General features: G+C 55.3%; 23 protein-coding genes. 3 read left to right on the forward strand and 20 right to left on the reverse strand.

From position 1 onward, the window contains the following. Nucleotides 1-162 precede the first annotated feature (162 nt). The 10 genes from A15D_RS15515 to A15D_RS15560 all read right to left on the reverse strand — a co-directional run bounded on the left by A15D_RS15515 (nucleotide 163) and on the right by A15D_RS15560 (nucleotide 7,171). Entirely contained in the window at nucleotides 163-1,092 is a 930-nt protein-coding gene (locus A15D_RS15515; RefSeq protein ID WP_158245822.1) for a S9 family peptidase, read from the reverse strand. Nucleotides 1,093-1,197: 105 nt separating this feature from the next. After that, on the reverse strand, nucleotides 1,198-1,599 hold the full coding sequence (locus A15D_RS15520) for a GFA family protein (protein WP_102792673.1): 402 nt from the start codon (nucleotides 1,597-1,599) through the stop codon (nucleotides 1,198-1,200). 121 nt (nucleotides 1,600-1,720) lie between these two features. Further along, nucleotides 1,721-2,167 carry a hypothetical protein gene (locus A15D_RS15525; RefSeq protein ID WP_146026901.1) on the reverse strand — a complete coding sequence of 149 codons (447 nt, stop codon included), beginning with the start codon at nucleotides 2,165-2,167 and terminating at the stop codon, nucleotides 1,721-1,723. 85 nt (nucleotides 2,168-2,252) lie between these two features. Further along, nucleotides 2,253-2,618: a hypothetical protein gene (locus A15D_RS15530; protein WP_146026902.1), complete on the reverse strand. Its 366-nt coding sequence runs from the start codon at nucleotides 2,616-2,618 to the stop codon at nucleotides 2,253-2,255. A 29-nt stretch (nucleotides 2,619-2,647) separates the two neighbouring features. After that, on the reverse strand, nucleotides 2,648-3,583 hold the full coding sequence (locus A15D_RS17200; protein ID WP_146026903.1) for a hypothetical protein: 936 nt from the start codon (nucleotides 3,581-3,583) through the stop codon (nucleotides 2,648-2,650). Nucleotides 3,584-3,731: 148 nt separating this feature from the next. Beyond that, nucleotides 3,732-4,796, reverse strand: coding sequence for a hypothetical protein (locus tag A15D_RS17205; protein ID WP_146026904.1), 1,065 nt, complete (start codon nucleotides 4,794-4,796; stop codon nucleotides 3,732-3,734). A 110-nt stretch (nucleotides 4,797-4,906) separates the two neighbouring features. Next, entirely contained in the window at nucleotides 4,907-5,230 is a 324-nt protein-coding gene (locus A15D_RS15540) for a hypothetical protein (RefSeq protein ID WP_102792677.1), read from the reverse strand. A 160-nt stretch (nucleotides 5,231-5,390) separates the two neighbouring features. After that, nucleotides 5,391-5,819, reverse strand: a complete 429-nt coding sequence (locus tag A15D_RS17210; protein ID WP_146026905.1) for a hypothetical protein — start codon at nucleotides 5,817-5,819, stop codon at nucleotides 5,391-5,393. A gap of 371 nt (nucleotides 5,820-6,190) precedes the next feature. After that, complete coding sequence (locus A15D_RS15555) at nucleotides 6,191-6,667, reverse strand: hypothetical protein (RefSeq protein WP_102792680.1); 477 nt, start codon at nucleotides 6,665-6,667, stop codon at nucleotides 6,191-6,193. Between the two features lie 114 nt (nucleotides 6,668-6,781). Further along, a complete protein-coding gene (locus tag A15D_RS15560) occupies nucleotides 6,782-7,171 on the reverse strand; it encodes a DUF6228 family protein (RefSeq protein ID WP_102792681.1) in 390 nt (129 codons plus the stop codon). 353 nt (nucleotides 7,172-7,524) lie between these two features. Here A15D_RS15560 and trmY point away from each other — a divergent pair, with 353 nt between their 5' ends. Continuing rightward, on the forward strand, nucleotides 7,525-8,127 hold the full coding sequence (gene trmY, locus A15D_RS15565; protein ID WP_102792682.1) for a tRNA (pseudouridine(54)-N(1))-methyltransferase TrmY: 603 nt from the start codon (nucleotides 7,525-7,527) through the stop codon (nucleotides 8,125-8,127). A gap of 181 nt (nucleotides 8,128-8,308) precedes the next feature. Here trmY and A15D_RS15570 read toward each other — a convergent pair whose 3' ends face one another. Together A15D_RS15570 and A15D_RS15575 are read right to left on the reverse strand one after the other, a co-directional pair. Then, a complete protein-coding gene (locus A15D_RS15570) occupies nucleotides 8,309-8,716 on the reverse strand; it encodes an SMI1/KNR4 family protein (RefSeq protein ID WP_102792683.1) in 408 nt (135 codons plus the stop codon). Nucleotides 8,717-8,801: 85 nt separating this feature from the next. Next, nucleotides 8,802-9,920: a sterol desaturase family protein gene (locus A15D_RS15575; protein WP_102792684.1), complete on the reverse strand. Its 1,119-nt coding sequence runs from the start codon at nucleotides 9,918-9,920 to the stop codon at nucleotides 8,802-8,804. A 287-nt stretch (nucleotides 9,921-10,207) separates the two neighbouring features. On the opposite strand from A15D_RS15575, the gene A15D_RS15580 reads away from it, so the two are divergent. Further along, on the forward strand, nucleotides 10,208-12,091 hold the full coding sequence (locus A15D_RS15580) for an ATP-binding cassette domain-containing protein (protein WP_022986123.1): 1,884 nt from the start codon (nucleotides 10,208-10,210) through the stop codon (nucleotides 12,089-12,091). 93 nt (nucleotides 12,092-12,184) lie between these two features. Further along, entirely contained in the window at nucleotides 12,185-13,417 is a 1,233-nt protein-coding gene (locus tag A15D_RS15585; protein ID WP_369825846.1) for a succinylglutamate desuccinylase/aspartoacylase family protein, read from the forward strand. A gap of 111 nt (nucleotides 13,418-13,528) precedes the next feature. On the opposite strand, the gene A15D_RS17540 is transcribed toward A15D_RS15585, so the two are convergent. The 8 genes from A15D_RS17540 to A15D_RS15625 form a co-directional block, all read right to left on the reverse strand. Beyond that, a complete protein-coding gene (locus A15D_RS17540) occupies nucleotides 13,529-13,852 on the reverse strand; it encodes a helix-hairpin-helix domain-containing protein (RefSeq protein ID WP_102792685.1) in 324 nt (107 codons plus the stop codon). 88 nt (nucleotides 13,853-13,940) lie between these two features. Further along, nucleotides 13,941-14,636, reverse strand: coding sequence for an orotidine-5'-phosphate decarboxylase (pyrF, locus tag A15D_RS15595; RefSeq protein WP_102792686.1), 696 nt, complete (start codon nucleotides 14,634-14,636; stop codon nucleotides 13,941-13,943). A gap of 608 nt (nucleotides 14,637-15,244) precedes the next feature. Then, nucleotides 15,245-16,414: a lipopolysaccharide assembly protein LapB gene (lapB, locus tag A15D_RS15600; protein ID WP_102792687.1), complete on the reverse strand. Its 1,170-nt coding sequence runs from the start codon at nucleotides 16,412-16,414 to the stop codon at nucleotides 15,245-15,247. After that, complete coding sequence (locus tag A15D_RS15605) at nucleotides 16,411-16,641, reverse strand: DUF1049 domain-containing protein (RefSeq protein ID WP_102792688.1); 231 nt, start codon at nucleotides 16,639-16,641, stop codon at nucleotides 16,411-16,413. Before A15D_RS15605 ends, lapB begins: the two co-directional genes overlap by 4 nt. Nucleotides 16,642-16,688: 47 nt before the next feature. Further along, a complete protein-coding gene (gene ihfB, locus A15D_RS15610) occupies nucleotides 16,689-17,039 on the reverse strand; it encodes an integration host factor subunit beta (protein WP_022986130.1) in 351 nt (116 codons plus the stop codon). Nucleotides 17,040-17,105: 66 nt separating this feature from the next. Further along, entirely contained in the window at nucleotides 17,106-18,788 is a 1,683-nt protein-coding gene (gene rpsA, locus A15D_RS15615) for a 30S ribosomal protein S1 (protein ID WP_102792689.1), read from the reverse strand. Between the two features lie 175 nt (nucleotides 18,789-18,963). After that, nucleotides 18,964-19,641 carry a (d)CMP kinase gene (cmk, locus tag A15D_RS15620; RefSeq protein ID WP_022986132.1) on the reverse strand — a complete coding sequence of 226 codons (678 nt, stop codon included), beginning with the start codon at nucleotides 19,639-19,641 and terminating at the stop codon, nucleotides 18,964-18,966. Beyond that, nucleotides 19,638-21,878, reverse strand: coding sequence for a bifunctional prephenate dehydrogenase/3-phosphoshikimate 1-carboxyvinyltransferase (locus A15D_RS15625; protein WP_102792690.1), 2,241 nt, complete (start codon nucleotides 21,876-21,878; stop codon nucleotides 19,638-19,640). Before A15D_RS15625 ends, cmk begins: the two co-directional genes overlap by 4 nt. Nucleotides 21,879-21,915 lie beyond the last annotated feature (37 nt).

The raw sequence follows: 21,915 nt of genomic DNA on the forward strand, positions 1-21,915 counted from the left end.
GTACGCAAGGAGTTATTCAGAGGCTCCCAAGGTCAAACCGGCAAGCAGGGTCAGGTCACACATTGGTGAAATAATGAAATGCCCACACAATTACCGGTAGGGGCAGGTCTTGCATTGTGCGCCTAAATGCATCATGCAAGACCTACACCCATTTATCCTTCGTCACAGGGCCTCGCTTGTGCGACGCTGGCGACCCACCCAGTCCTTAATGGAAGAAATAATCAGGTGTGAGCGATCCTTTCCAGAGGCGTCATGGAACTTGTGATCAAGCTCCTTAAAAACCTGAAAGTCGACGTTATTCTTCTTTTTCTTCAGTGTCTGGGCCTGATCGTACGCCAGCTTGGAAGAAACGCTTTTATCAAGGCTAGACTGAATAATAAACAACGGGGCGCGGACACTCATCAGCAATGCCGTCTGGTCGGCATCCAGCATGCTTTTCCACCAACGAAACCCATGGCCGCTCATCAGAAGGTCCATATTCTCGGCAGCTTCGACAGAATCGACAAACGCCAGAAAACCCTGTTTCGCTTCTTCGAATGCCTCCGGAGGAAGTTCAAGCGCCATACTGTGCAGCACATCATCGACGAAAAAGCGGCCGCCGCCATTAAGAGAGACAACCGCGCTCACCGCATCACTGCGGGAAGCCACCATCGCCGCGACCAACGCCCCCTCACTTCCCCCGAGTAGCGTGATGCGATCATAGTGAAATTGGTCATCCAACCAGGACATCACCTGCAGATAATCGTCCGCCCGCTGTCGTGAGGAATCATGCTCGTAATACGACGCGGGGCACTCCGGGCTGTCACCCGAACCGTTCCAGGAAACCGACCGGGTAAGGCCATACTTCTCGACCGTAAGGACATCCGCATCATCAATAACGGTGGCAAAGCGATCATTAATCACCTTGCTGTGGGCCACACTATTGCAGTCTGAGCCCTGCATCAGCACCAGCAAATGACCGCTTCCTTTCTGATCCAGATAGAAGGTGATCTCTGACCCATCTGCCCGTGTTAAGCGCTCCCCCTCTTCGGCAAACACATCCTGAATAGCAAACAGCAGCAACGCCATTATGATCGCGAGAGCTTTATACATGGGCATTTTCCGGGAGACCGTTTAGATCAGCTTGTTGGTTATCATCCCGAGTATGGGGGACGACCTGAACCTTGCCTCCTTCGATGCCGACAAGCCCGGTAAAGTTCAACCAGGCAACCCATCAAACCCTGGCGCATCATTAATCTCGTCTTCCCAAACCGCTTTACTGGCCAAAAAAATATGTGCCGTTGGCATCACTGGGACTGTCGTATCCAGACACCCTGCAGGCACCACCAGCAGACCCGAAGCCTCCGTATCCGGCAACGCCGAACCACACAACGAGCAGAAACTTTTGGCATGCCGGGTACCCGGAAGCGTAAACGACCTGACCACATCGGCACCCGATAGCCAGATCAGTTCAGCTGAAGAGGAGAACAGATTAGCGGCATGCGCTGAGCCTGTATCTTTCTGGCAATGCTGGCAGTGGCAGAGATAGAAGCGGTCAAAATCCCCTTTGATCTGAAAACGCACGGTGCCACACAGACAAGAGCCGAAATGATCCGTCATGGATATTCTTCCATTCTATGGGGAGAGAGCCTGGTTGAAACTGGAATGTGAGATCTGCCCCAACCCTCGCTCGCAGGGCATCAGCTTTGGGAAATGGAAGATCTAACCCCATTTCCTGTTATTAACCTTCATCAACCTTTCTCCGATATGAGAAGGTAGAAGGCTCCAGTCTAAAAAGTATATCGGACAAGCGAATCTCCAGGGAAAGATCGTCTTTACCCAAACTTTGACGCATCATCCTACACAGCCTTGTGTAAGCAAGAATTTCCTGCTCTTTCTCAAGCGTACCACCTTGCAGCCAAAAACTTTCCAAGGCCTCTACTACACCAGCATCGGCGCATACGCAAATCCGCGACTTCGCATCATTGAGAGCTCCAAGCTCAGAAATCTCATCTTGTATTCGCCCGGATCTTCTAGCAGAAACAAGGAATGAAATGGCTTTCAAAAAGTCTGAGTACGCATCCAGTCGCATTTTTGCCAACTCATCGTTGCGGCTCTTTTTTTCGGATAAAACATGCCCAAAGACCGCTCCGATCAGTCCTGCAATCAGTGAAAATATTGCTGCCATGGTGATTGTCATAGGGTCCTTTGGCTAACGCCTAGCTCACAGGAAAATTGCGAGCTTGCGAGTAAATTTTCCTGTGAGCTAATTGTTAGGCTGAACAAAACCATACACCGCCGATAAACCCCAGAATCAAACCAAGTAGTAAAGAACCAATTAATTGAGCGCTGATCTGCTGAACAAGACCACGCCACCATTCAGCTCGGCCTTCCCTCTTGGCAATTTCAGATCTAGCTTGGCTTGCTCGATTTTCATAAACCTGAGCCATGACAGCCCTTGCCGGCCCTTCGTACTTACCAGGAGGCGACGAAAGAAATAGTTCCAAGGCGTCGAACGGGGCCGATAAAGCTACTTTTCTTATGCGCTCTTGCTCTTCTTCAATGCTTTCAGCGTTATACGAGCACGCAAGCATGAGGCGTTCATGCCATGAGACTTGATCGTTATCAACATCGCTCATCGATTACCCCAATATGCCTAACGCCGCAATCAGCGGCTTGTCCGCAGCATTGCTTTGTTAAATTCATTAGCATCACAGTTTATTAAAACGGTTGCCGGTGGCTCCAACATAAATTCACCATCTTGATCTGATGGAAGGTACTCTAGTAACTCTCTCGCTAATTCTGAGTCGTTATTTGTCATTTCAAGGTGGCTATAGAGAACTGATTTGAGCCAGCCTCGAAATGAGTTCCGATATCTCTCATCTTTGATATCTACGGAGTTGTCTTTTTCAATAGGAGTACCAATTTTCAAGTTGTACAACGCTTCTGCAAAAGTAGGCAAACAACAGGCGAAAACACACTCCTCATAACCACTGATGGTTCTCATGAGATTGCCGGTTTTAGTCTTTAGCTTCGCATGCTTTCGAGTTGGGGCGCTCAAAGGCTCAGCCATATCAGCAGACATATAGAAGAAATCGTATTGCGTACCCTTCACTTTATGAAATACACCAATAGAGCCGACAGACGGCAAAATAGCGCCACTTAGGATATCCGGCTTGCACTCAAACGGTGGATATGGGAGCACATCAGGGCGCCTTGATAATAAATCCCACTGTTCTAAGTTAGCTTTGAAACTGGTTTGAGCGACACTGCTTGGCCAGTTTGCGCAAATACCAGAGTGCTTTTCATTGGATTTTTTAGCCTGGAGCAATGTAGCCCTTGCTTCAAATCTCGGCTTGGTCCTATATGAAACAATTAAAAGATCGGAAATTTCACACCTAGCTGAAGGTCGCCCCCATGTTCCTTTGCCGTTGAATACAACTTGATGCTTCATTCCATGAAACTCTTCCAGTCTGAAGTACTTGTTTAAGGAACGAAAACTTCGCATCAATGCACGGAACTGCTGCACCTCAGAGAATCTAGATTTAGATGACTCTATCTCCCATGCATCCAATAAAGCAGTAGCGAAATTTTGACTCGTCACTTAGAACTCCGTGTGAATTTAACGCTCCAATCACCGGGCCAGCGGAGTGGAGCAATTTTTGTGGCATAAAGGAGCATAGCGACACCACAAACAATTGCGCAACGTAGCTGGCTCCGCGTGCATTGGCTTGTTATGCTTGGAACACCATCTAGTCGTCCTTATCCCACCCTGCTCTACCATCACAGTGGTTGCATCCGGCCCAAGAGCTATGCTCCATATCTCCCGTATTGGGTTCATTGCACCATCCACAATACTCAACATGATCAACTGTAAGAAAACAGCTAGTGCAGGTATATTCACCTGATTCAATTCTAACAACTGTATGGTAACCATCACAGTCACTGCAATTGCCCAAATCCCATGATGAATCACCTTCTTTAGCTGCTATATATGCGGCCCCCTCATCAATCAATACATCAGTTAGATCGTCAGGTTCAAAGTGCTCACCACAATTCCCACATTGACCGAAGCCTTCATTTGTGAAGGTTACTTCTTCACCGCAAGATGTGCATGAAATCTTCAGAGCCATTTCGTTCAACCCACAGACTAAACACTTTGCCTCATAGACGACTTCATGCTCTGTTTCATGATGTTGCGATTCAAAACCACAAGATGGACAGTGCTCGAAAGCTTCACCCTTTTTCTTTTTGTTTTCTATATCAGGCTTTATTTGATCGTAAACAACTTGCAAGAATGTATGTAAGGAACGCAGCTTTTTATCAACCTCTAATAAAGGCTCATTCCATTGATCAAATACATCCTTCCAACGCGTAGTCAATATACTATGAAGGAAATACCATGCAGTTAGTTGTTGCTTGACGATATCTCTAACTTGCTCGCTGTTTTCCTCGGATGAGTGAGCTTCATGAAAAAAATGGACAACTTTATTTCTGTGTTTTGTTATTTCTTGGAATGATTTAAGCTCAGACTTCGATAGCCCGCTCCTTACAACCTTTTCAAGTCTATCCGCTGCTCCATCAAGCGATACAGATTGAAAGCTTCCTGATATAAATTTATTCCAGTCTGGATCTTGTCTGTGAGAAATTACTAAAGACCAATGCTCAGCCATTAACCGAGCTTTTAAGAATAGTTCTACAGCAGCATGAAAATGTATAACGGAAAACTTCGGATGGTCTTTTAGGTCTTCAATCGCCTTATTCAGAAAGTCGAAACCATTTTCGACCAACCTGTTCAGCATATCTTCCTTTTTCATTTAATAACGCTACCTATTAATAGTGCTTCTAGCTAACCAATGAGGCATAACGCCTTGGCTTTGCGGCGCACCGGAGCGCCAGCGTAGGGGCGTCCGACAACAGCCGATTGTTAAGAGGCCGGCCCTTGGATTTGAAGCCAACCTTGGTGTTCGCAGTAATTGGCGAAATCTTGGTAGTTTTCATTGATCCACATTTCACTGGGATGATCATGAAAGCCCACGATTCCAACATCCCGGTCCCGAATCTCTAGATTCGTGCAGTTGCGAATGCCCTTTTGAGTGAGCCTGCCTCGCTCGGAGAAGTCGGCAACCACATCATTATCAACTACCACACAGGGCTCGGACGCGATCTCTATCGCGTGCAGGCAAATACTTCGATAGTTCTTGGGGAGCACCGGAATGAGCCTGAATGATCCTTTCTGCTTCCAGAACATGATGCCTCTTAACGCCCGGCTCACCGGGTAAATTTTTGATGGCGGCTTTTGTGCGGATTCTTGCACAAAAGATGACAGCGAAATTTGTCCGGTGCAGCCTCTTGTTACGTTTATCCGGACACAACGAAGCAACGGGGGCGAGTATCTAGCCTCACGATCTCTAAGGGCCAAAGAGTCCACCCTTGCGGGTAAACTCGTCCATATCAACACCATATATGCTCTTAAACAGACGCAAGCCGACCACCTCCATACCTCGCCCGCAGTCTTTACCCCCTTGGTAGTAGTTAACCCTGAAGTTATACCTCTGGCTTTCAAAATCATAGAAAAAATCGGCAGTGGCTTTACAGTCGTTATCGCCCGGATATTTGAAATGAGCGATACCGTTACTGAACGTCGGCTTCTTGCCTCTGGGTGCGGTCTCCCACGCTAGAGCCATTCCGGTCTCACTGGAAAATGATCGGACAAACTCATCAGTGAACGAAGGAGGTGCCGCTTCGATAAGCGCAGCGGCGTAATTTGACTCAGGAAGAACAAAGAATGCACATCCCGATAGGGAAATAAAAAGCAATGGCAAGCTACTCTTTAGCAAGGCGGTCCCTTCTCTTTCTTCACGTAACGCCCCAAGCAGGGGCAGATTTTGCGTTTTGAGCGCAGCGATGCAAAATTTGTCCCGCTGCCTTGGCTTGTTATGTGATTTCTCTAAGTTTGCCTAAAACGTCCTGCAACACAGCTCTTCCCATTGTTTTTTCCACCAGATCATTAAGATCACCAGCTAAGAACTGGTGCCATGATACGGCCGTACTCCCCGATCCATGTGCGTAGCGCCCATAAGCCGACAGTACTGATTCATCGTCCCGGATCGCCACCAGATATAGCTCACTATCCGGATCATCCTTTTTCCATTCAAATAGGTGCTGCGGCCTTATATAAGTCATATCACCAATTCACATAACGCTCAGATCACGCGCTTGTCGCGTGCATCTTCTTGTTAACTTTCTTCGGTATTCGATCTCCGTCTGCGACCCTCGCATTGAGCTTCCGTAGCGCAGAGAGAGTAACCGAGTGAAGATTGGTCTTCGTCGGCTGTCTATTCTTTACGGCTTCCCAAGCTATCGCCCCTGGGCCGTTAAATATTTCATCGTACGACCCATCAGAATGCACCTTAATCCCAATATAGTAATGGGGTATGTGGTCAACTGGAAAAGTAAGGGAGTCTTTCATCGTGGTTTTTATTTGGACCCTTCGACCATCTGGTGTTTCACCGTCATGGTGCTTTTCTAGACCCTCATACAGCTCTAAATCGTAGTCTTCCTCAACCAGAATTTCGCCTAGATCGCCCACCAACCTGCCATCTAAGGTAAATTTCTTCTTCGGGTACGCACCTTGGAGCGCCTTGACGATCTGCAGCATATCCTTAACAGCTTGATGAATCTCCACACCCGCTCCTAAAAGTTAACGCCTCAAACACCGGCTTGGTGAAGTTGGCGGCTTTTTTGGAACAAAAAAGGTGACGGCTGTACCAAGTCCGAGTGCTTTGACTTGTTAGAAGTTTTAGTTTGCAAAGAACTGCCCCACCTTTTTTGCTATGTTTTCAGTTTGCCCAGCATCAAGACCTAAACTTACCTGAGAACTCCAAACCTCTGGGCCATCGAATTCTTTGATAGTAATTGCAAGCATTACATGCCCCAAATTATCGCATGTAGCCGATATACCAAACTCACCTTCAATAGAAGCCCATTCTTGAGCGCCATCCCAGCCTTTCCATTCTTTAGCAATGCACTCAAAAAGATTAACGAGGAATTCACAATCGGTGTATCCCCAAACTCTTTTTTTGAGCTTCACTGATGGGCTTTCATAGGTAACAGAGAAATAATCGCCGTCACGCTCACAAAATGTAAGTGTGGCTGCCGTGCTACCTGATTTTATGACTGCACTATCCATATAGGTGACTTCTAACAGCGTATTAATTAGAACGTTCCGTATAACTCGGTTCCGTATAACTCCGAGCCACCCTCCCCGCTCAGCCTATCAAAATACTCTCATATCAATCAGTTAGAGTGAAATAGCCAATGTCTTACACGGAGTTCAAAGGAACGTTCCTTTGAACTCCTTTCCTGCTATCTCGTTTTCAATCATTCGAAATGCACATGAAATCAATGGGTTGGCTTTTCACTCCCTGAGTTATACGGAAGGTTCCGTTGAAAACGGGCCAGCCTTCACGTGAATCATCCCTGTTTCCACCCCCGGTAAGCGTCTGATGTACAATCACCCTCCATTCTCCAGAGCCCCAGAACATGCGTACCTTCGTCCTCCGTGCCCGTGCCGCCTCTACCAACAGCCAGACCCTGCTGGCCAATGTGGGGGGGGATGCCCACAGCGAGATCCTGGCCCATACCCTGATGAATGCCATCTTTGTGGCGCAGTCTCACCGGGACGATGTGGTGGTGCATCTGGTGCTGGAGAGCACCCAAGACTATTCCCGCACCATCAGTTTTGTGGCCGCGGAGATGCGGGATATTGGTGGGTTTCATGAGCAGGCGCTGCTGACCAAGGTGGTGCGGGCGCTGGATGCCTCTGCGGGGATGGGCAAGGAGCAGATGAAGGCGGTGGAGAGCGGGATTACCGTGCGGACGGTGAGCTTTGAAAAGCTGGTGAAGGAGCTGGCCGAGGATGGGCATCAGTTGTACATGATGGATCCGAAGGGCGAGAGCATTCGCGAGCTGGAATTTGCCGAGAAACCCTGCTTTTTGCTTACTGATCACATTCCCATGCCGAAGAAGAGTTTTAATAGCCTGAAGCGGCTGGGCACAGAGAAGATCAGCCTGGGGCCGACTATGCTGTTTGCGTCGCAGTGCGTGGTGTTAATCAACAATGAACTTGATCTGGCCGGGATGTAGGATCACCGCTTTAGGTTAGAACCTTGCGCAGCAAGGCTGCTTCAATCGCGGTCGAACGACCGCTCCTACAATTATAATCACCTCGCTGTCGCTCGGATCGCCATGCAAGCATGGGCTCCTACAGCGGCTTCGTGAGGTCGGTTTTGGGTTTCGCTGTTAACTGTTCACTATTCACTGTTAACTAACTCTCGAGCCAAACCTCCCGCGCCCACTGCCAGACACTCCCCCACTCCTCTTCTTCACGGATGCCCTCGCCGGGCACCCATAGCAGTACGCTGCCTTCCTGGGACATGGCGTAGATGCCTTCAGGGGTTTCGCAGACGGGGATCAGGTAGCGGGGCATGCCCTGGTCCCAGGCGTTGGCGGCCATTTCGGGCAGGAAGTTATGGGCATAGTCATCCATTACGGTGGCGGGCTCGAGGCTGCCGCAAATGATGTCGCTGGCGTTGAGCAGGAACTCCTTGTAGTCACCGGGCAGCGGGATCAGCAATTGCTCTTCGATTTCTACCAGGCGGTCTTCGTCCGGAAGTTCCAGCGCCACCAGGCCACCTTCGTGGCGTTCGCGCAGCAGTTCGATTACGTCTTCCATATTGGCTCTTCATGATTCTGTAGGAGCCTGCCTGTAGGCGATGGGGAAGGATCGCTTGCAGACGAGCACCTACGGGGATAGCGGTTTAGCCCCGGCGGAACGGGAACAGGAACTGTTTGACCACGCCTTCCGGCACCGGGGTGCTGGCACGGGTGCCGTATTCGGCGGCCAGCTCCTTGGGCATGATCAGGGTGCCGAACAGTTTATCGTAGATAGGCAGGAAGGCGGCGTAGTTTTTGTCGACGGCCTGGTCTTCAGAGGAGTGATGCCAATGGTGGAATTCCGGGGTGGCGATAAGCCAGCGAATGCCCGGGAAGCGAAACCGCACATTGGCGTGGATAAAGATGGCGTGGAACGACACGAACACCAGGTAGGCATACACCGCAGACGGCGCGAAGCCGAGGATGAAGATCGGCAGGTAGCCCACAAAGCGGTTGGCGATGATTTCCACCACATGCAGGCGCGACGAGGCCAGCCAGTCCATCTGGGTGGTGGAGTGATGCACCGCGTGGAATTTCCACAGCCAGGGCACTTCATGGAAGGCGCGGTGAATCCAGTAGCTGCCCAGGTCGATGACGATCAGGATCTCGATAAACTGCAGCCACAACGGCTGGCTGGCAATGGCCTGCTGGAAGCCGATGTCTACCTTGTCGTGCAGCACCACCTGAATCGGGATGATGGTGAAGAAGCTGATCAGCTGTAGCCCCACATGGCTGAACAGGAAGTACTTCATGTCGGTGACCCAGCCACCACGCAGGGTCTTCTGGGCCGGGTCTTTGGGGAAGGCCCGCTCCAGGGGAATAAACACCAGCGCCAGCACCAACAGGGTGAGGATGAAATAATCCAGCCCGGCATACAGGCTGCGGCCATCCACCGGCGGCACATCCAGCCGGCCAGAACCGATCAGTGCGGCCATGCACGCCAACACCATACCGATGATGCCGTAACGCTTTTCCTGATGGCGAAACACGCTGAAGAAACCACAGGTGAAGCCGATACCAATGCCAATAAACAAGGCAATACGCAGCACCTGGGCGTTATAGAAACCCCGAAACTCCGGGGTGGTGAAGAGCTCAGGATAGAGAAAGCAGAAGCTCCCCATCAGCGCCAGCACCCCCAGGCCGATGGACACGGTGGCGGTGATCTTGCCCTGCCCCGGCGTCAGGTCCACTTCTTCATAGCGTTCCCGTAAAAACTCGCTCATTGACTCCCTCCGTCCTTCCCCAAAGCCTGCCCGAGCCCCCGCATTTGGGCCAGTACAGGGCGGTAACAAGCTGCTACACTGCGCGTTCAATTACAGCTTCGAGCTATCAGCTTTGAGCGACGAGTCGCGCAATGTGCCTTGCCACCTTCAATGCTCTCGTTCCGCGCCCTGCGTCTGTGCGCGGGCACAGCTTTTGATATGACAACCGCCTCAATCGCGACTGTAAGCTCACAGCTCGTAGCTCGCAGCTTTAATCGCAATACTCACATATTTGATCACGCCAAAGTATGCCTCTACTCACGCTTCGCGAAATACAGCTCAGCTATGGCCAGCAGGCCTTGCTGGATCATGTGAACCTTTCCATCGACAGTGGCGAGCGCCTGTGTCTTATCGGTCGTAACGGGGCGGGCAAGTCCACCCTGATGAAAGTCATCGCCGGGGAAATCCAGGCTGATGACGGCCACATCGAGCAGACCCAGGGGTTGAGCATTGCCCGTCTGGAGCAGGAAGTGCCCGATGACCAGGACCACACGGTGCATTACATGGTCTCGCAGGGGCTTGGCGAACACGGCGCCCTGCTTAGCGAACATGCGGAGTTGAGCCATCAACTGGCCGACGGCGACGACAAGGTGCTGGCCCGGTTCGAGCAGCTGAGCAGCGAGATCGAGGCCCGCGGCGCCTGGCAGCTGTCCCAGCGCGTAGACACTGCCCTGTCCAAACTGAGCCTGGACGGCGACATGCAGTTTGCCGGGCTGTCCGGTGGCATGAAGCGCCGCGTGCTGCTGGCACGGGCGCTGGTGCAGGAACCGGATATCCTGTTGCTGGACGAGCCCACCAACCACCTGGACATGGAATCGATTCAGTGGCTGGAAGAGTTTCTGAAAGGCTACGGTGCCACCCTGGTATTCATCTCCCACGACCGGGCCTTTATCCGCGCCCTGGCGACCCGCATCATCGAGCTGGACCGGGGCATTCTCACCAGCTGGCCCGGTAGCTATGAAAAGTACCTCTCCGGCAAGCAGGCCGCCCTGGATGCGGAAGAGAAAGCCAACGCCGAGTTCGACAAGAAGCTCAGCCAGGAAGAAAAATGGATTCGTCAGGGTATCAAGGCACGCCGTACCCGTAACGAAGGCCGGGTACGGGCCCTCAAGGCCATGCGCGACGAGTTCGCCCAGCGCCGCAATCGCACTGGCACCGCCAGCCTGACCATCCAGAGCAGCGACAGCTCCGGGAAGGTCGTGGTCGAAGCCGACAAGCTGAATTATGCCGTCGGCGGCAAGCAGATCGTGCGCGACTTTTCCGTCAACCTGCTGCGCGGCGACCGGGTGGGGATTCTTGGCCCCAACGGCTGCGGCAAATCCACCCTGATTCGCCTGTTGCTGGATCGGCTGCCGCCCGACAGCGGCACCCTGAAGCTGGGCACCCAGCTGCAAGTGGCTTACTTCGATCAGCTGCGTGACACCCTGGACGAGAACAAGAGCGTGATCGACAACGTGGCCGAGGGCTCCGATGTGATCTCACTGAATGGCCAGAACAAGCACGTGATCGGTTACCTGCAGGACTTCCTGTTCGATCCCGGCCGGGTGCGCCAGCCCGTGAAGTCCCTGTCGGGTGGCGAGCGCAACCGTCTGCTGCTGGCCAAGCTGTTCACCAAGCCCTTCAACCTGCTGGTGCTGGATGAGCCCACCAACGATTTGGATGCGGAAACCCTGGAGCTGCTGGAAGAGCAGCTGATGAATTATCAGGGCACCCTGCTGCTGGTAAGCCACGACCGGGAATTCATCGACAACGTGGTGACATCGACCCTGGTGTTCGAGCACGGTACTCTCAACAGTTATGTGGGGGGATATCAGGACTGGATTCGTCAACGTCCGGAACCTGTGAAGGAAAAGCCCGTCAAAGCCGACAAGCCCGCAGCCGCTGCACCGCCGCAGGCCCCGGCAAAGCGCAAGAAACTGTCTTACAAGGACCAGCGCGAGCTGGAGCAGTTACCCGGCCAGATCGAGCAACTGGAACAGGATCTGGATGCAGTGCAGACCCGCATGTCTGACCCGGCGTTCTACAAGGGCGATCCGGCAGACATCAGCGCTGCCCAACAGCAACAAACCGAGCTACAGCAGGCCCTGGAAAGCGCCTATGCCCGCTGGGACGAACTGGATCAGCTCGGCTAACCCATCACAGGAGTGGTTGTGCGAACACCGATCCGCTATCTGAGCGTACTGCTTGCCTTGATGCTGGCCTTCCAGCCCGCCCTGGCAACCGAAGTGGAAGATGAGGAACGGGCCCTGGAGCGGCAGCAGGAGGAAGAGAATCCTGCGCCGAACAAGGCGAGTCATGTACCGGTACAAGCGGTGGACGAAGACTCCCAGCCCACCGAGGAGCCGCCCCACCCTCTGCCGTTGCTTAACCGGGTAGTGGATCCGGGCACCTTTGCCACCCTGCACTGGACCCCGGATCAGTCGTTCGGCTCTATTGCCACGCCGGTGCCGGTGCTGGTCGCCCATGGCACCAAACCCGGCCCGCAGCTTTGCCTCACCGCTGCCATTCACGGTGATGAGCTCAACGGTATCGAGATGGTGCGGCGCCTGATGTACAAGCTGGAGCCCGACGAGCTGGCCGGCACCGTGATCGGTGTTCCCATCGTCAACCTGGACGGCTTCCGCAGCGGCAGCCGCTATCTTAGCGACCGCCGAGATCTGAACCGCTACTTCCCCGGCAACAAGAATGGCAGCGCCGCCAGCCGCGTGGCCCATTCCCTGTACAGCAACATTGTCAGCCACTGTGATTATCTGGTGGATCTGCACACCGGCTCGCAGAAACGCGTCAACCTGCCGCAGCTGCGCGCCGATCTGGACAACCCCGATGTGGTGGCTTTCGCCAAACACTTTGGTGGCATGACCGTACTGCATAGCCCCGGCGTCACCGGCATGTTGCGCGATGCCGCGGTGAAAGACGGCATTGTCGCCGTGACCATGGAAGCCGGTGGCCCCAACCGACTGGAAACCCAGGCGGTGAATTACGGCGTGCAGGCACTGGAAACCCTGCTGGAGAACCTGCAGATGCAGAAAGCCAGCCGTTTCTGGAGCGCTCCGCAGCCGGTGTTCTTCGAATCAGAATGGATCCGTGCCGATCAGGGTGGCATCTTGCTGGCCGAGGTAAAACTGAACGACAAGGTGAAGAAGGGGCAGATTCTGGGCACCGTCACGGACCCGATCAGCAACACCGGCAGCGCCATCATTGCCCCCTACAATGGCCGGGTGCTGGGCATGGCCGTGAATCAGGTCATCCATGCCGGCTTTGCCGCCTTCCGTATCGGTGAAGAAAAATCGACCGAAGAGGTGGAAGCGCAAGCGGAAAAGGCCAGCAAGGAAAAAGAAAAACAACAGTCAGACGATGACGACAGTGACGGTGACAGCAAACAGGAACGTGCGGCGGACCCCAGCCCGAAGGAGCCCAGCGACGAACCGCCTGCTGAAGCCGATAGCACCGGGGAGTAACACTGCCCCCGCACCTTTCTCGCCACTCGACAAGACGACGCCCCAGCAGGAATCCATTCCTGCTGGGGCGTCGGCGTCTGGCGACGAATACACCGGCCATAGGGCCGCGATTTACTGAACCGTCAGACTATCGCGCATCCCTGCCAGGGTTTTCTCACCAATGCCTTTCACCGCCAGCAATTGGTCAACGCTGGTGAAAGGCCCATTGGCGTCACGCCAAGCCACAATGGATTCTGCGGTTTTCGGCCCGACGCCTTTCAGTGACTGCAGTTGCTCGGCAGTGGCGGTATTGAGGTTGACGGCATCGCCAGCCGTGGCCGTCTGTGCCGCCGCCGGTTGTCCCGCTGACGGGGTAACCGCAGTGACTTCCACCGCTTGAGCCAGCGACGCTGCGGCAAACAGAATGAGGGAAAAAATGAGGTTGATGCCTTTCATGATTGATCTCCTTTAAGTTGGAGACAGCACCATAAAAGGCAGGGCATGCGGCGTTTATCAGCCAGCGGACGTAATGCCTGTCAGCGCTTCAGGAAAGGCTCTGTAATATTTCGTCTACCACCGCTGTAGGCTGAGCGGCCTGAGTGACAGGACGACCGATCACCATGTAATCCACCCCGGCGTCACGCGCCTCTACCGGTGTAAGCACACGGCGCTGGTCGCCTGCATCGCTGCCTGCCGGACGGATCCCCGGCGTGACCAGCGCAAAGTCCTGGCCGCAGGCTTGCTTGAGCAGGCCGGCTTCCTGGGCAGAGCACACCACCCCGTCCATGCCTGACACCTTGGAAAGCTCCGCCAGGCGGCGCACCTGCACCTGTGGTTCATCCACGATCCCCACCTGCGACAGGTCAGTACGGTCCATGCTGGTGAGCACGGTCACCGCAATCAGCAGCGGGCGGGTACGGTGATTGGCAATCGCATTCGCGGCGGCTTCCATCATCCGCTGGCCACCGCCAGCGTGCACGTTGACCATCCACACGCCCATATCGGCAGCGGCTGCCACGGCGCCGGCAACGGTGTTCGGGATATCGTGAAATTTGAGGTCCAGAAACACCTCAAACCCTTTGCCATGCAAGGCCTCAACCACCGCCGGGCCACTGCGGGTAAAGATTTCCTTGCCCACCTTCACGCGCACCTTGGCCGGATCCAGCTGGTCCGCCATGGCCAGGGCCTGAGCCTGATCGGGGTAATCCAGAGCGACAACAACAGGGCTGGAGATAGGCATGGTGGCTTCCTGAGTGGTGGGTAGGCGGGGCTATGGTAGGCGCTGGGGTAAGCGGGTTCAACCAGCCCAACCGTAGGAGTGTCGCTGGCGGCGCGATCACCAAAGCCGGAAAAGACGATTTTTACCACCGAGAGCACCGAGATGAACCGATCCCGGCTCCTTTGGCGCGCTCTGTGCCCGCAAGGAAGGCAATGGCATCCCCGTCTTGAAGACGCAGCCGGATCGGGCTCATCGCCAGCAGGCTGGCCCCACAGCGGCTTTCGACCCAAGCCTCGTCCACATTGGTGCAGAGTTATTCAATTTACGCGGTGGCGAGAAGGGTTTGGTTGTTGGCTGTTGCTGCGGGCCGTGTCTTGGGTACGCTCTGGAATCTATACCTCGCTTGGGCTCGGATCGCCATGCAAGCATGGCTCCTACGAAGTGCTCGGGTTATTTAATAGTGCCGAACTCAACGATCTGGAAGGCGTTTCCATTCTTCTAACCCCCCCGGAACTATTTTGGGTTTGCCCTTCCAGTCAAGCGTAGCTTGTAGCTTGTAGCTTGTATCTTGTAGCTTGTAGCTCACAGCTCACAGCTGATAGCTGCATTCTGATAGCTGTCAGCTGCTTTCAAACCTCCTTCACCACCGGCTTGATGGTGCCCCAGCGTTTGCAGCTTGGGCAGCGCCATTGCATGAGCGGGGTTTCGAACCCGCAGCGGCGACATTTGTAGAGGCTCTTGTTGTTCACCAACTTTTCGGACAACTGACGCAATGCATCCAGATGCTCGCGGGCTTCACCTTCGGCAATGCCCGCCAGGCTCATGTCGATAATCTTGTTGAGACCGCGCACGGACGGGTTGGCTTTCATGTACTCGCCGATAAAGTCCGCGGCTTCCTTGTCGCCGTAACGCGCTTTCAGTGCTTCGGATAGCAGCAGGATACGGTTGGTACTGGGCTTTTCGGCACTGTAGTCAGCCAGCATCTGGATGAAGTCCTCATCCTTGTCCTGGGCCTGATAACAACTGCGCAGCTTGTCCAGCACCTCGTCGAAGAAGTCGCTGTCCTGGGTCCAGATTCGCTGGAAGGCCTGAATGGCCGCCTCCCAGTTCTGCTCGTCCATTTCCAGCTCGCCTTCCTGGAAACTGGCGCGCACACAATCATTATCGAACGACAACGCACGGCGCAGCATGCGACGGGCCGGGTTGATGTCCTTGTCTTTTTTCAGGTTGTCCGCCTGCTCACAGCAATACTGCGCCAGCACTGAGGCCAGTTCCGGGCTGTTTTTGATCAGGCGCTCGCCCATGCTAATGGCATTGACCCAGTCACGCTCCTGCTCGTACAGGCCCATGAGCTGCCGACAGACCTCATCCTTTGCCTCACAATCCTGATCCAGCATTTCCAGCAGAACCTGCTCGGCCAGATCGAAGATACCGCTTGCCAGGTAATCCTGGGCAAGCTCAAGCTGGATTTCTTCCTGAACCGGGCGGGAAAAATCACCGTGTTCCAGCAGGTGGGTGTGCAGTTGCGCGGCACGGTCAAACTCCCCCCGCTTGCGAAACAGCTTGCCCAGCGCGAGATGGGTGTCGAGCCCTTCAGAGCCCACATCCAGTCCGTTCAGCAAGGCTTCGATGCCCTTGTCGGGCTCTTCATTCAGGAAAAAGTTGATCCCCGCCACATAGTCCTTGGACAAGGAGGCCATGCGACGACGCTGGCGACGCTTGCTTTCACGCCGCCCGAGAAAAAAACCCGCTGCAATGGCAACAAAGAACAGCGGCATCAACCACAGGGATTCGCTCATGAAAACAGGCTCTTGATACCACGCAGACCGATACCCGCCACCAGCCCCATCAACAGGCCGACAGCCAGAACACCAATCACCAGCACGCCGAGTGACACATCCCACTGCAGGTTATAAAGCAGCAGATCCAGTGTGACCGCTTCACGGTTACTGGTCACAAATAAAAAAGCGATAAAGAAGATGGCCACCACCGCCAGTATGACCACGATGCGATACAGATTACGCATGTCAGGACTCCCTCACCGGCTATGCCGGCCTAGCGCAGGATACGAACTTAGCTGGCAGCCGCCTGGCCACCGGCATCGCCGCTATCGGATTCTTCCCCGGCATCCATTTGCAGGGATTCGTTTACGCGTTCGCGCAATTCCTTGCCTGGCTTGAAATGGGGAACATACTTGCCGTGCAGCTCGACGCTGGCACCGGTCTTGGGATTACGGCCCACGCGGGGTGCGCGGAAATGGAGGGAAAAACTGCCGAAGCCGCGTATTTCGATACGACCTCCGCCGGCCAGGGAATCGGCCATTTGTTCGATCAGCGTTTTGACTGCCAGTTCCACATCCTTGGGTGACAGCTGGGTTTGCCGGTCGGCAATCCGCTCAATCAGTTCTGACTTGGTTAACGCCATTACAGCTTGCTCCCTGGGCTCCCTGCCCAGTGGGGTCGGCAGATGCCGACCCCGGGGAGGAGCCGATTAAGACTCGTTGCTGTTTTCCATCTGCTGCTTGATCAGATCACCGATGGTCTTCGGCGCGTTGGCATCCTGCTGTTCAGACAGGTTGTCCATGGCCTCACGCTCATCAGCCTGATCCTTCGCTTTGATGGACAAGCTCAATACACGGTTCTTGCGATCAACGTTGACGATCTTGGCTTCCACTTCGTCGCCGACGTTGAGCACTTCGGTTGCATCGTTAACGCGGTCGCGGCTGATTTCGCTGGCACGCAGGGTACCTTCGACGTTTTCAGCCAGCTCCACGGTGGCCGCTTTCGCGTCTACCGCAGTTACCTTGCCCTTAACAATTGCGCCCTTGTCGTTAGCAGCAACATACTGAGCAAACGGATCGTCTGTCAACTGCTTGATACCCAAGGAAATTCTTTCGCGCTCTGCGTCGATGGACAGAACCACGGTTTCCAGCTCGTCACCCTTGTTGAAGTTACGCACGGCATCTTCGCCCTGCTCTTCCCAAGAGATGTCGGACAGGTGCACCAGACCGTCGATACCGCCTTCCAGACCGATGAAGATACCGAAGTCAGTGATGGACTTGATCTTGCCGGAAATACGCTCGCCTTTCTGGTATTTCTGCTCGAAGGCATCCCACGGGTTGGACTGACACTGCTTGATACCCAGGGAGATACGACGACGATCTTCGTCGATGTCCAGGATCATCACTTCCACTTCGTCGCCGATCTCTACAACCTTGGACGGGTGGATGTTCTTGTTGGTCCAATCCATTTCGGAAACGTGAACCAGACCCTCTACACCTTCTTCGATCTCGGCGAAACAGCCGTAATCGGTCAGGTTGGTTACCTTGGCTTTCACCTTGGCACCTTCCGGGTACTTGCCCACGATGTCGTGCCACGGATCTTCGCCCAGCTGCTTCAGACCCAGGGAAACACGCATCTTCTCGCGGTCGAACTTCAGTACCTTGACGTCGATTTCCTGGCCAACTTCCACGATTTCGCTCGGATGCTTGATACGCTTCCAGGCCATATCGGTGATGTGCAGCAGGCCGTCGATGCCGCCCAGGTCTACGAACGCACCGTAGTCGGTCAGGTTCTTCACGATACCCTTGACTTCCATGCCTTCCTGCAGGGATTCGAGCAGCTGCTCACGCTCTGCGCTGTGCTCGGCTTCCATCACCGCACGACGGGAAACCACAACGTTGTTGCGCTTCGGATCCAGCTTGATGACCTTGAAGTCCAGCTCTTTGCCTTCCAGGTGAGCAACGTCGCGCACCGGACGGATGTCTACCAGAGAGCCCGGCAGGAACGCACGGATCGGGCCGATATCGACGGTGAAACCGCCTTTTACCTTGCCAGAGATCTGACCTTTTACGATCTCGTCTTCGTCGAAAGCTTTTTCCAGCTCGCCCCACACTTCGGCGCGCTTGGCTTTTTCACGGGACAGGCGGGTGAAGCCCATGCCATCGTCGATGGCGTCTACGGCTACGTCGACTTCATCGCCTTCAGCGATTTCCAGTTCGCCTGCCTCGTTAACGAATTCGTCACGGGCAATAATGCCTTCGGATTTCAGGCCCGCGTTAACAGTTACCCAATCGCTGTCGATGGATACCACGGTGCCTTTAATGATGGAGCCACGAGCAACGTCGAGGTCCTTGAGGCTTTCTTCAAAAAGATCAGCAAAAGATTCAGTCATGTGTCTCTCGGTTTAATTCACATGCCAACCAGCAGACATGGGTTATGGATAATTGGACCCGCCCTCCCCAGCTGGCTTACTTTGTGAGGGAGTGACAGATCAGCCGCTTTACACGGAATCGCAATTACCCCGCGGCAGGGACTGCCGAAGGGTGTCGATAGGTGCTCACTGCGGGTCAGGCCAACTGGCGAGCCGCAGCCTCGTCGAGAATCCGGTTAACCACGTCATCAACCGAAAGCGTTGTGGAATCAATCACCACGGCATCGTCTGCCGGGCGCAATGGCGCCACCTCACGGTTCATGTCACGGTCATCCCGGGTGCGGATGTCCTCAACAAGGGTCGCGAGGGTAGCACCAAAGCCCTTCTCCTTCAACTGCTCAAAGCGCCGTCTGGCGCGCTCTTCAGCGCTGGCTGTGAGGTAGATCTTGAGAGGGGCGGAGGTAAACACCACGGTGCCCATATCGCGGCCGTCAGCCACCAGCCCGGGAGACTCGGCAAAGGCCCGCTGACGGGCCAGCAGTGCATCGCGAACCGGCTGCAGCACCGCAACCTGGCTGGCCAGCTCGCCAACGCTTTCCTGACGAATGATGTTGGAGACATCTTCACCGGCCAGAATCACGGCCGTGTCGCCCTGTTGCTCCACGAAACGCACCGGCAGGGCCTTGGCCATGTCGACCAGGCGGGGCTCGTCATCCAACGCAACCCCTTGATTTCTCGCATGATAACCCAGCACACGGTACAGCGCCCCGGAATCCAGCAAATGCCAGCCCATGCGTGCAGCCACTAGCCTGGCCACGGTGCCTTTGCCGGAAGACACCGGCCCGTCGATGGTCAATACTGCCGCCTGGCTCATTTCACCTCCAGATTCAGGCCGGCATGACCGGCCAGCTGGGCAAAACCCGGGAAGCTGGTGGCCACATTGGCGCAATCATGGATGGTGATAGGGCCATTGGCACGCAGGGCTGCCATGGCAAAGCTCATGGCGATGCGGTGATCGCCGTGGGATTGCACTTCCCCACCACCGAACGCCCCGCCCGTAATGCGGATACCGTCGTCAAACACCTCATGGTCCACACCCAGCGCGGCCAGGCCGTCGGCCATCACCTGAATGCGGTCGGATTCCTTCACGCGCAGCTCTTCAGCGCCGTGCAGGATGGTGTCTCCCTCGGCGCAGGCGGCAGCAATAAAGATGGCCGGAAATTCATCAATGGCCAGCGGTACCAGCGCCTCCGGAATCACGATACCTTTCAACGGCGCGGATTTGACCACGATATCGGCCACCGGCTCACCACCGGCATCCCGCTGGTTTTCCAGGCGAATATCGGCCCCCATCAGCTTGAGAATGTCGATCACGCCGGTCCGGGTGGGGTTAATGCCCACGTGCGGCAGGGTCACGTCACTGCCTTCGGCAATGGATGCGCCGACCAGGAAGAACGCGGCGGAGGAAATATCCGCTGGCACTTCCAGTTTGCAGGCCGTCAGCTTGCCACCGCCGTTGAGCGCGCTGGTGGCGCCATCGCGACGCACCGCATAGCCAAAACCACCCAGCATGCGCTCGGTGTGGTCCCGCGTCGGCGCCGGCTCGGTCACCGAGGTTTCGCCTTCGGCATACAGGCCGCCCAGCAGTACCGCGGATTTCACCTGGGCAGAAGCCATGGGCAGGTCATAGTGAATCGCCTTGAGCGGCTGGCCACCGCGGATACGCACCGGCGGGCGACCTTCGTTGCCGGTGGTGATTTGGGCACCCATTTCCCGCAAGGGTTTGGCCACCCGTTCCATGGGACGCTTGGACAGGGAGGCATCCCCGGTCAGCTCCACATCGAAAGCCTGCCCCGCCAGCAAGCCGGTAAGCAGACGCATGGAGGTACCGGAGTTACCCATGTAGAGGGGTTTTTCCGGCGCTTTGAGGCCGTTTAGCCCCACCCCATGGATGGTCACCTGCCCATTCGTGGGGCCTTCAATCACCACGCCCATATCGCGGAACGCCTGCAGGGTCGCCAAGGCGTCTTCGCCTTCCAGGAAGCCTTCGACTTCCGTTACCCCATCTGCGAGGGAGCCCAGCATGATGGAACGGTGGGACATGGATTTGTCACCCGGCACGCGGATGCGGCCATTGAGCTTGCCACCCGGGGTCATCAGGTAGGTCGGGTTGGCCTTGCTTGAATCTGTCATGATGCTGTCTTCACCTAATTGGGCGCGGGTGTAGGACGTGCGCCCGTTCATGGCCATAAAGTGTGCCCGGGCCGAATTGGCACGGGTCATGATGCCCATCAGGGCATCGGAATCCCCTTTTTCCACGGCGTCGCGGAAGCGGTCGATACCGTCGCTGAACAGGCCCAGAGCCTGCAATAACGCTGCCTTGTTCTCGCGAAAGATGTCGTGCCACATCACCGGGTCGGAGCTGGCAATGCGGGTGAAGTCGCGAAAACCGCCGGCAGCATAGCGGAAAATCTCGTTGGAATCCCCCTGCCGGGCCAGGGTATCCACCAGCGAAAACGCAAGAAGATGCGGCAAATGGCTGGTTTCTGCCAGCACCTGGTCGTGATACTGCGGCGACATCTGCAGCACTTCGGCGCCCATGGCGGTCCAGATAGCGCGGACTTTCGCCGTGGCGGCCGGATCGGTGTCGTCCGTGGGCGTGAGGATGACCCGGTGATCCCGGTACAGCGTGGCGTCGGCCGCGCTGACACCGCTCTTTTCCTTGCCTGCGATGGGATGGCCGGGTACGAAGCGCGAGTAGTGCTCCCCCAGCGCCTGCCGGGCAGCGCTGATCACGTTACCCTTCACACTGCCGCCATCGGTGACAATCGCGGTACGGGACAGCCCGGGCTTGAGCGCCGCCAGCACCTTGCCCATGGCAGACACGGGGGTGGAGACAAAGACCAGATCCGCGCCTTTTACGGCTTCGGCCAGATCCTGGCTGCCGTCATCGACCACCCCCAGGGCAATGCCCTGCTCCAGGGTACGCGCCGAGCGGGAACCCGCCACGATGGAACGTGCCAAGCCATTTTCGCGGGCAGCGGCGGCGAAGGAGCCACCGATCAGGCCGAGGCCGATGATGGCGATGCGATTGAAGAGTGGCTCAGACATCACTGCTCTCCGTAGGAGCGTCGCTGGCGGCGCGATT

The organism is Alcanivorax sp. MD8A (assembly GCF_002888555.1).
In the GTDB taxonomy this organism is placed as follows: Bacteria; Pseudomonadota; Gammaproteobacteria; order Pseudomonadales; family Alcanivoracaceae; genus Alcanivorax.

Bases quoted from the DNA above. Each gene is read 5' to 3' on its own strand.
- A15D_RS15520 (WP_102792673.1), bottom strand. From the start codon at position 1,599: ATGACGGATCATTTCGGCTCTTGTCTGTGTGGCACCGTGCGTTTTCAG.
- A15D_RS15580 (WP_022986123.1), top strand. From the start codon at position 10,208: ATGCCTCTACTCACGCTTCGCGAAATACAGCTCAGCTATGGCCAGCAG.
- rpsA (WP_102792689.1), bottom strand. From the start codon at position 18,788: ATGACTGAATCTTTTGCTGATCTTTTTGAAGAAAGCCTCAAGGACCTC.
- cmk (WP_022986132.1), bottom strand. From the start codon at position 19,641: ATGAGCCAGGCGGCAGTATTGACCATCGACGGGCCGGTGTCTTCCGGC.
- A15D_RS15575 (WP_102792684.1), bottom strand. From the start codon at position 9,920: ATGAGCGAGTTTTTACGGGAACGCTATGAAGAAGTGGACCTGACGCCG.
- lapB (WP_102792687.1), bottom strand. From the start codon at position 16,414: ATGAGCGAATCCCTGTGGTTGATGCCGCTGTTCTTTGTTGCCATTGCA.
- A15D_RS15605 (WP_102792688.1), bottom strand. From the start codon at position 16,641: ATGCGTAATCTGTATCGCATCGTGGTCATACTGGCGGTGGTGGCCATC.
- A15D_RS17540 (WP_102792685.1), bottom strand. From the start codon at position 13,852: ATGAAAGGCATCAACCTCATTTTTTCCCTCATTCTGTTTGCCGCAGCG.
- A15D_RS15625 (WP_102792690.1), bottom strand. From the start codon at position 21,878: ATGTCTGAGCCACTCTTCAATCGCATCGCCATCATCGGCCTCGGCCTG.
- A15D_RS15540 (WP_102792677.1), bottom strand. From the start codon at position 5,230: ATGTTCTGGAAGCAGAAAGGATCATTCAGGCTCATTCCGGTGCTCCCC.
- A15D_RS15570 (WP_102792683.1), bottom strand. From the start codon at position 8,716: ATGGAAGACGTAATCGAACTGCTGCGCGAACGCCACGAAGGTGGCCTG.
- A15D_RS17205 (WP_146026904.1), bottom strand. From the start codon at position 4,796: ATGAAAAAGGAAGATATGCTGAACAGGTTGGTCGAAAATGGTTTCGAC.
- A15D_RS15525 (WP_146026901.1), bottom strand. From the start codon at position 2,167: ATGGCAGCAATATTTTCACTGATTGCAGGACTGATCGGAGCGGTCTTT.
- pyrF (WP_102792686.1), bottom strand. From the start codon at position 14,636: ATGCCTATCTCCAGCCCTGTTGTTGTCGCTCTGGATTACCCCGATCAG.
- A15D_RS15560 (WP_102792681.1), bottom strand. From the start codon at position 7,171: ATGGATAGTGCAGTCATAAAATCAGGTAGCACGGCAGCCACACTTACA.
- trmY (WP_102792682.1), top strand. From the start codon at position 7,525: ATGCGTACCTTCGTCCTCCGTGCCCGTGCCGCCTCTACCAACAGCCAG.
- A15D_RS15515 (WP_158245822.1), bottom strand. From the start codon at position 1,092: ATGTATAAAGCTCTCGCGATCATAATGGCGTTGCTGCTGTTTGCTATT.
- A15D_RS15530 (WP_146026902.1), bottom strand. From the start codon at position 2,618: ATGAGCGATGTTGATAACGATCAAGTCTCATGGCATGAACGCCTCATG.
- ihfB (WP_022986130.1), bottom strand. From the start codon at position 17,039: ATGGCGTTAACCAAGTCAGAACTGATTGAGCGGATTGCCGACCGGCAA.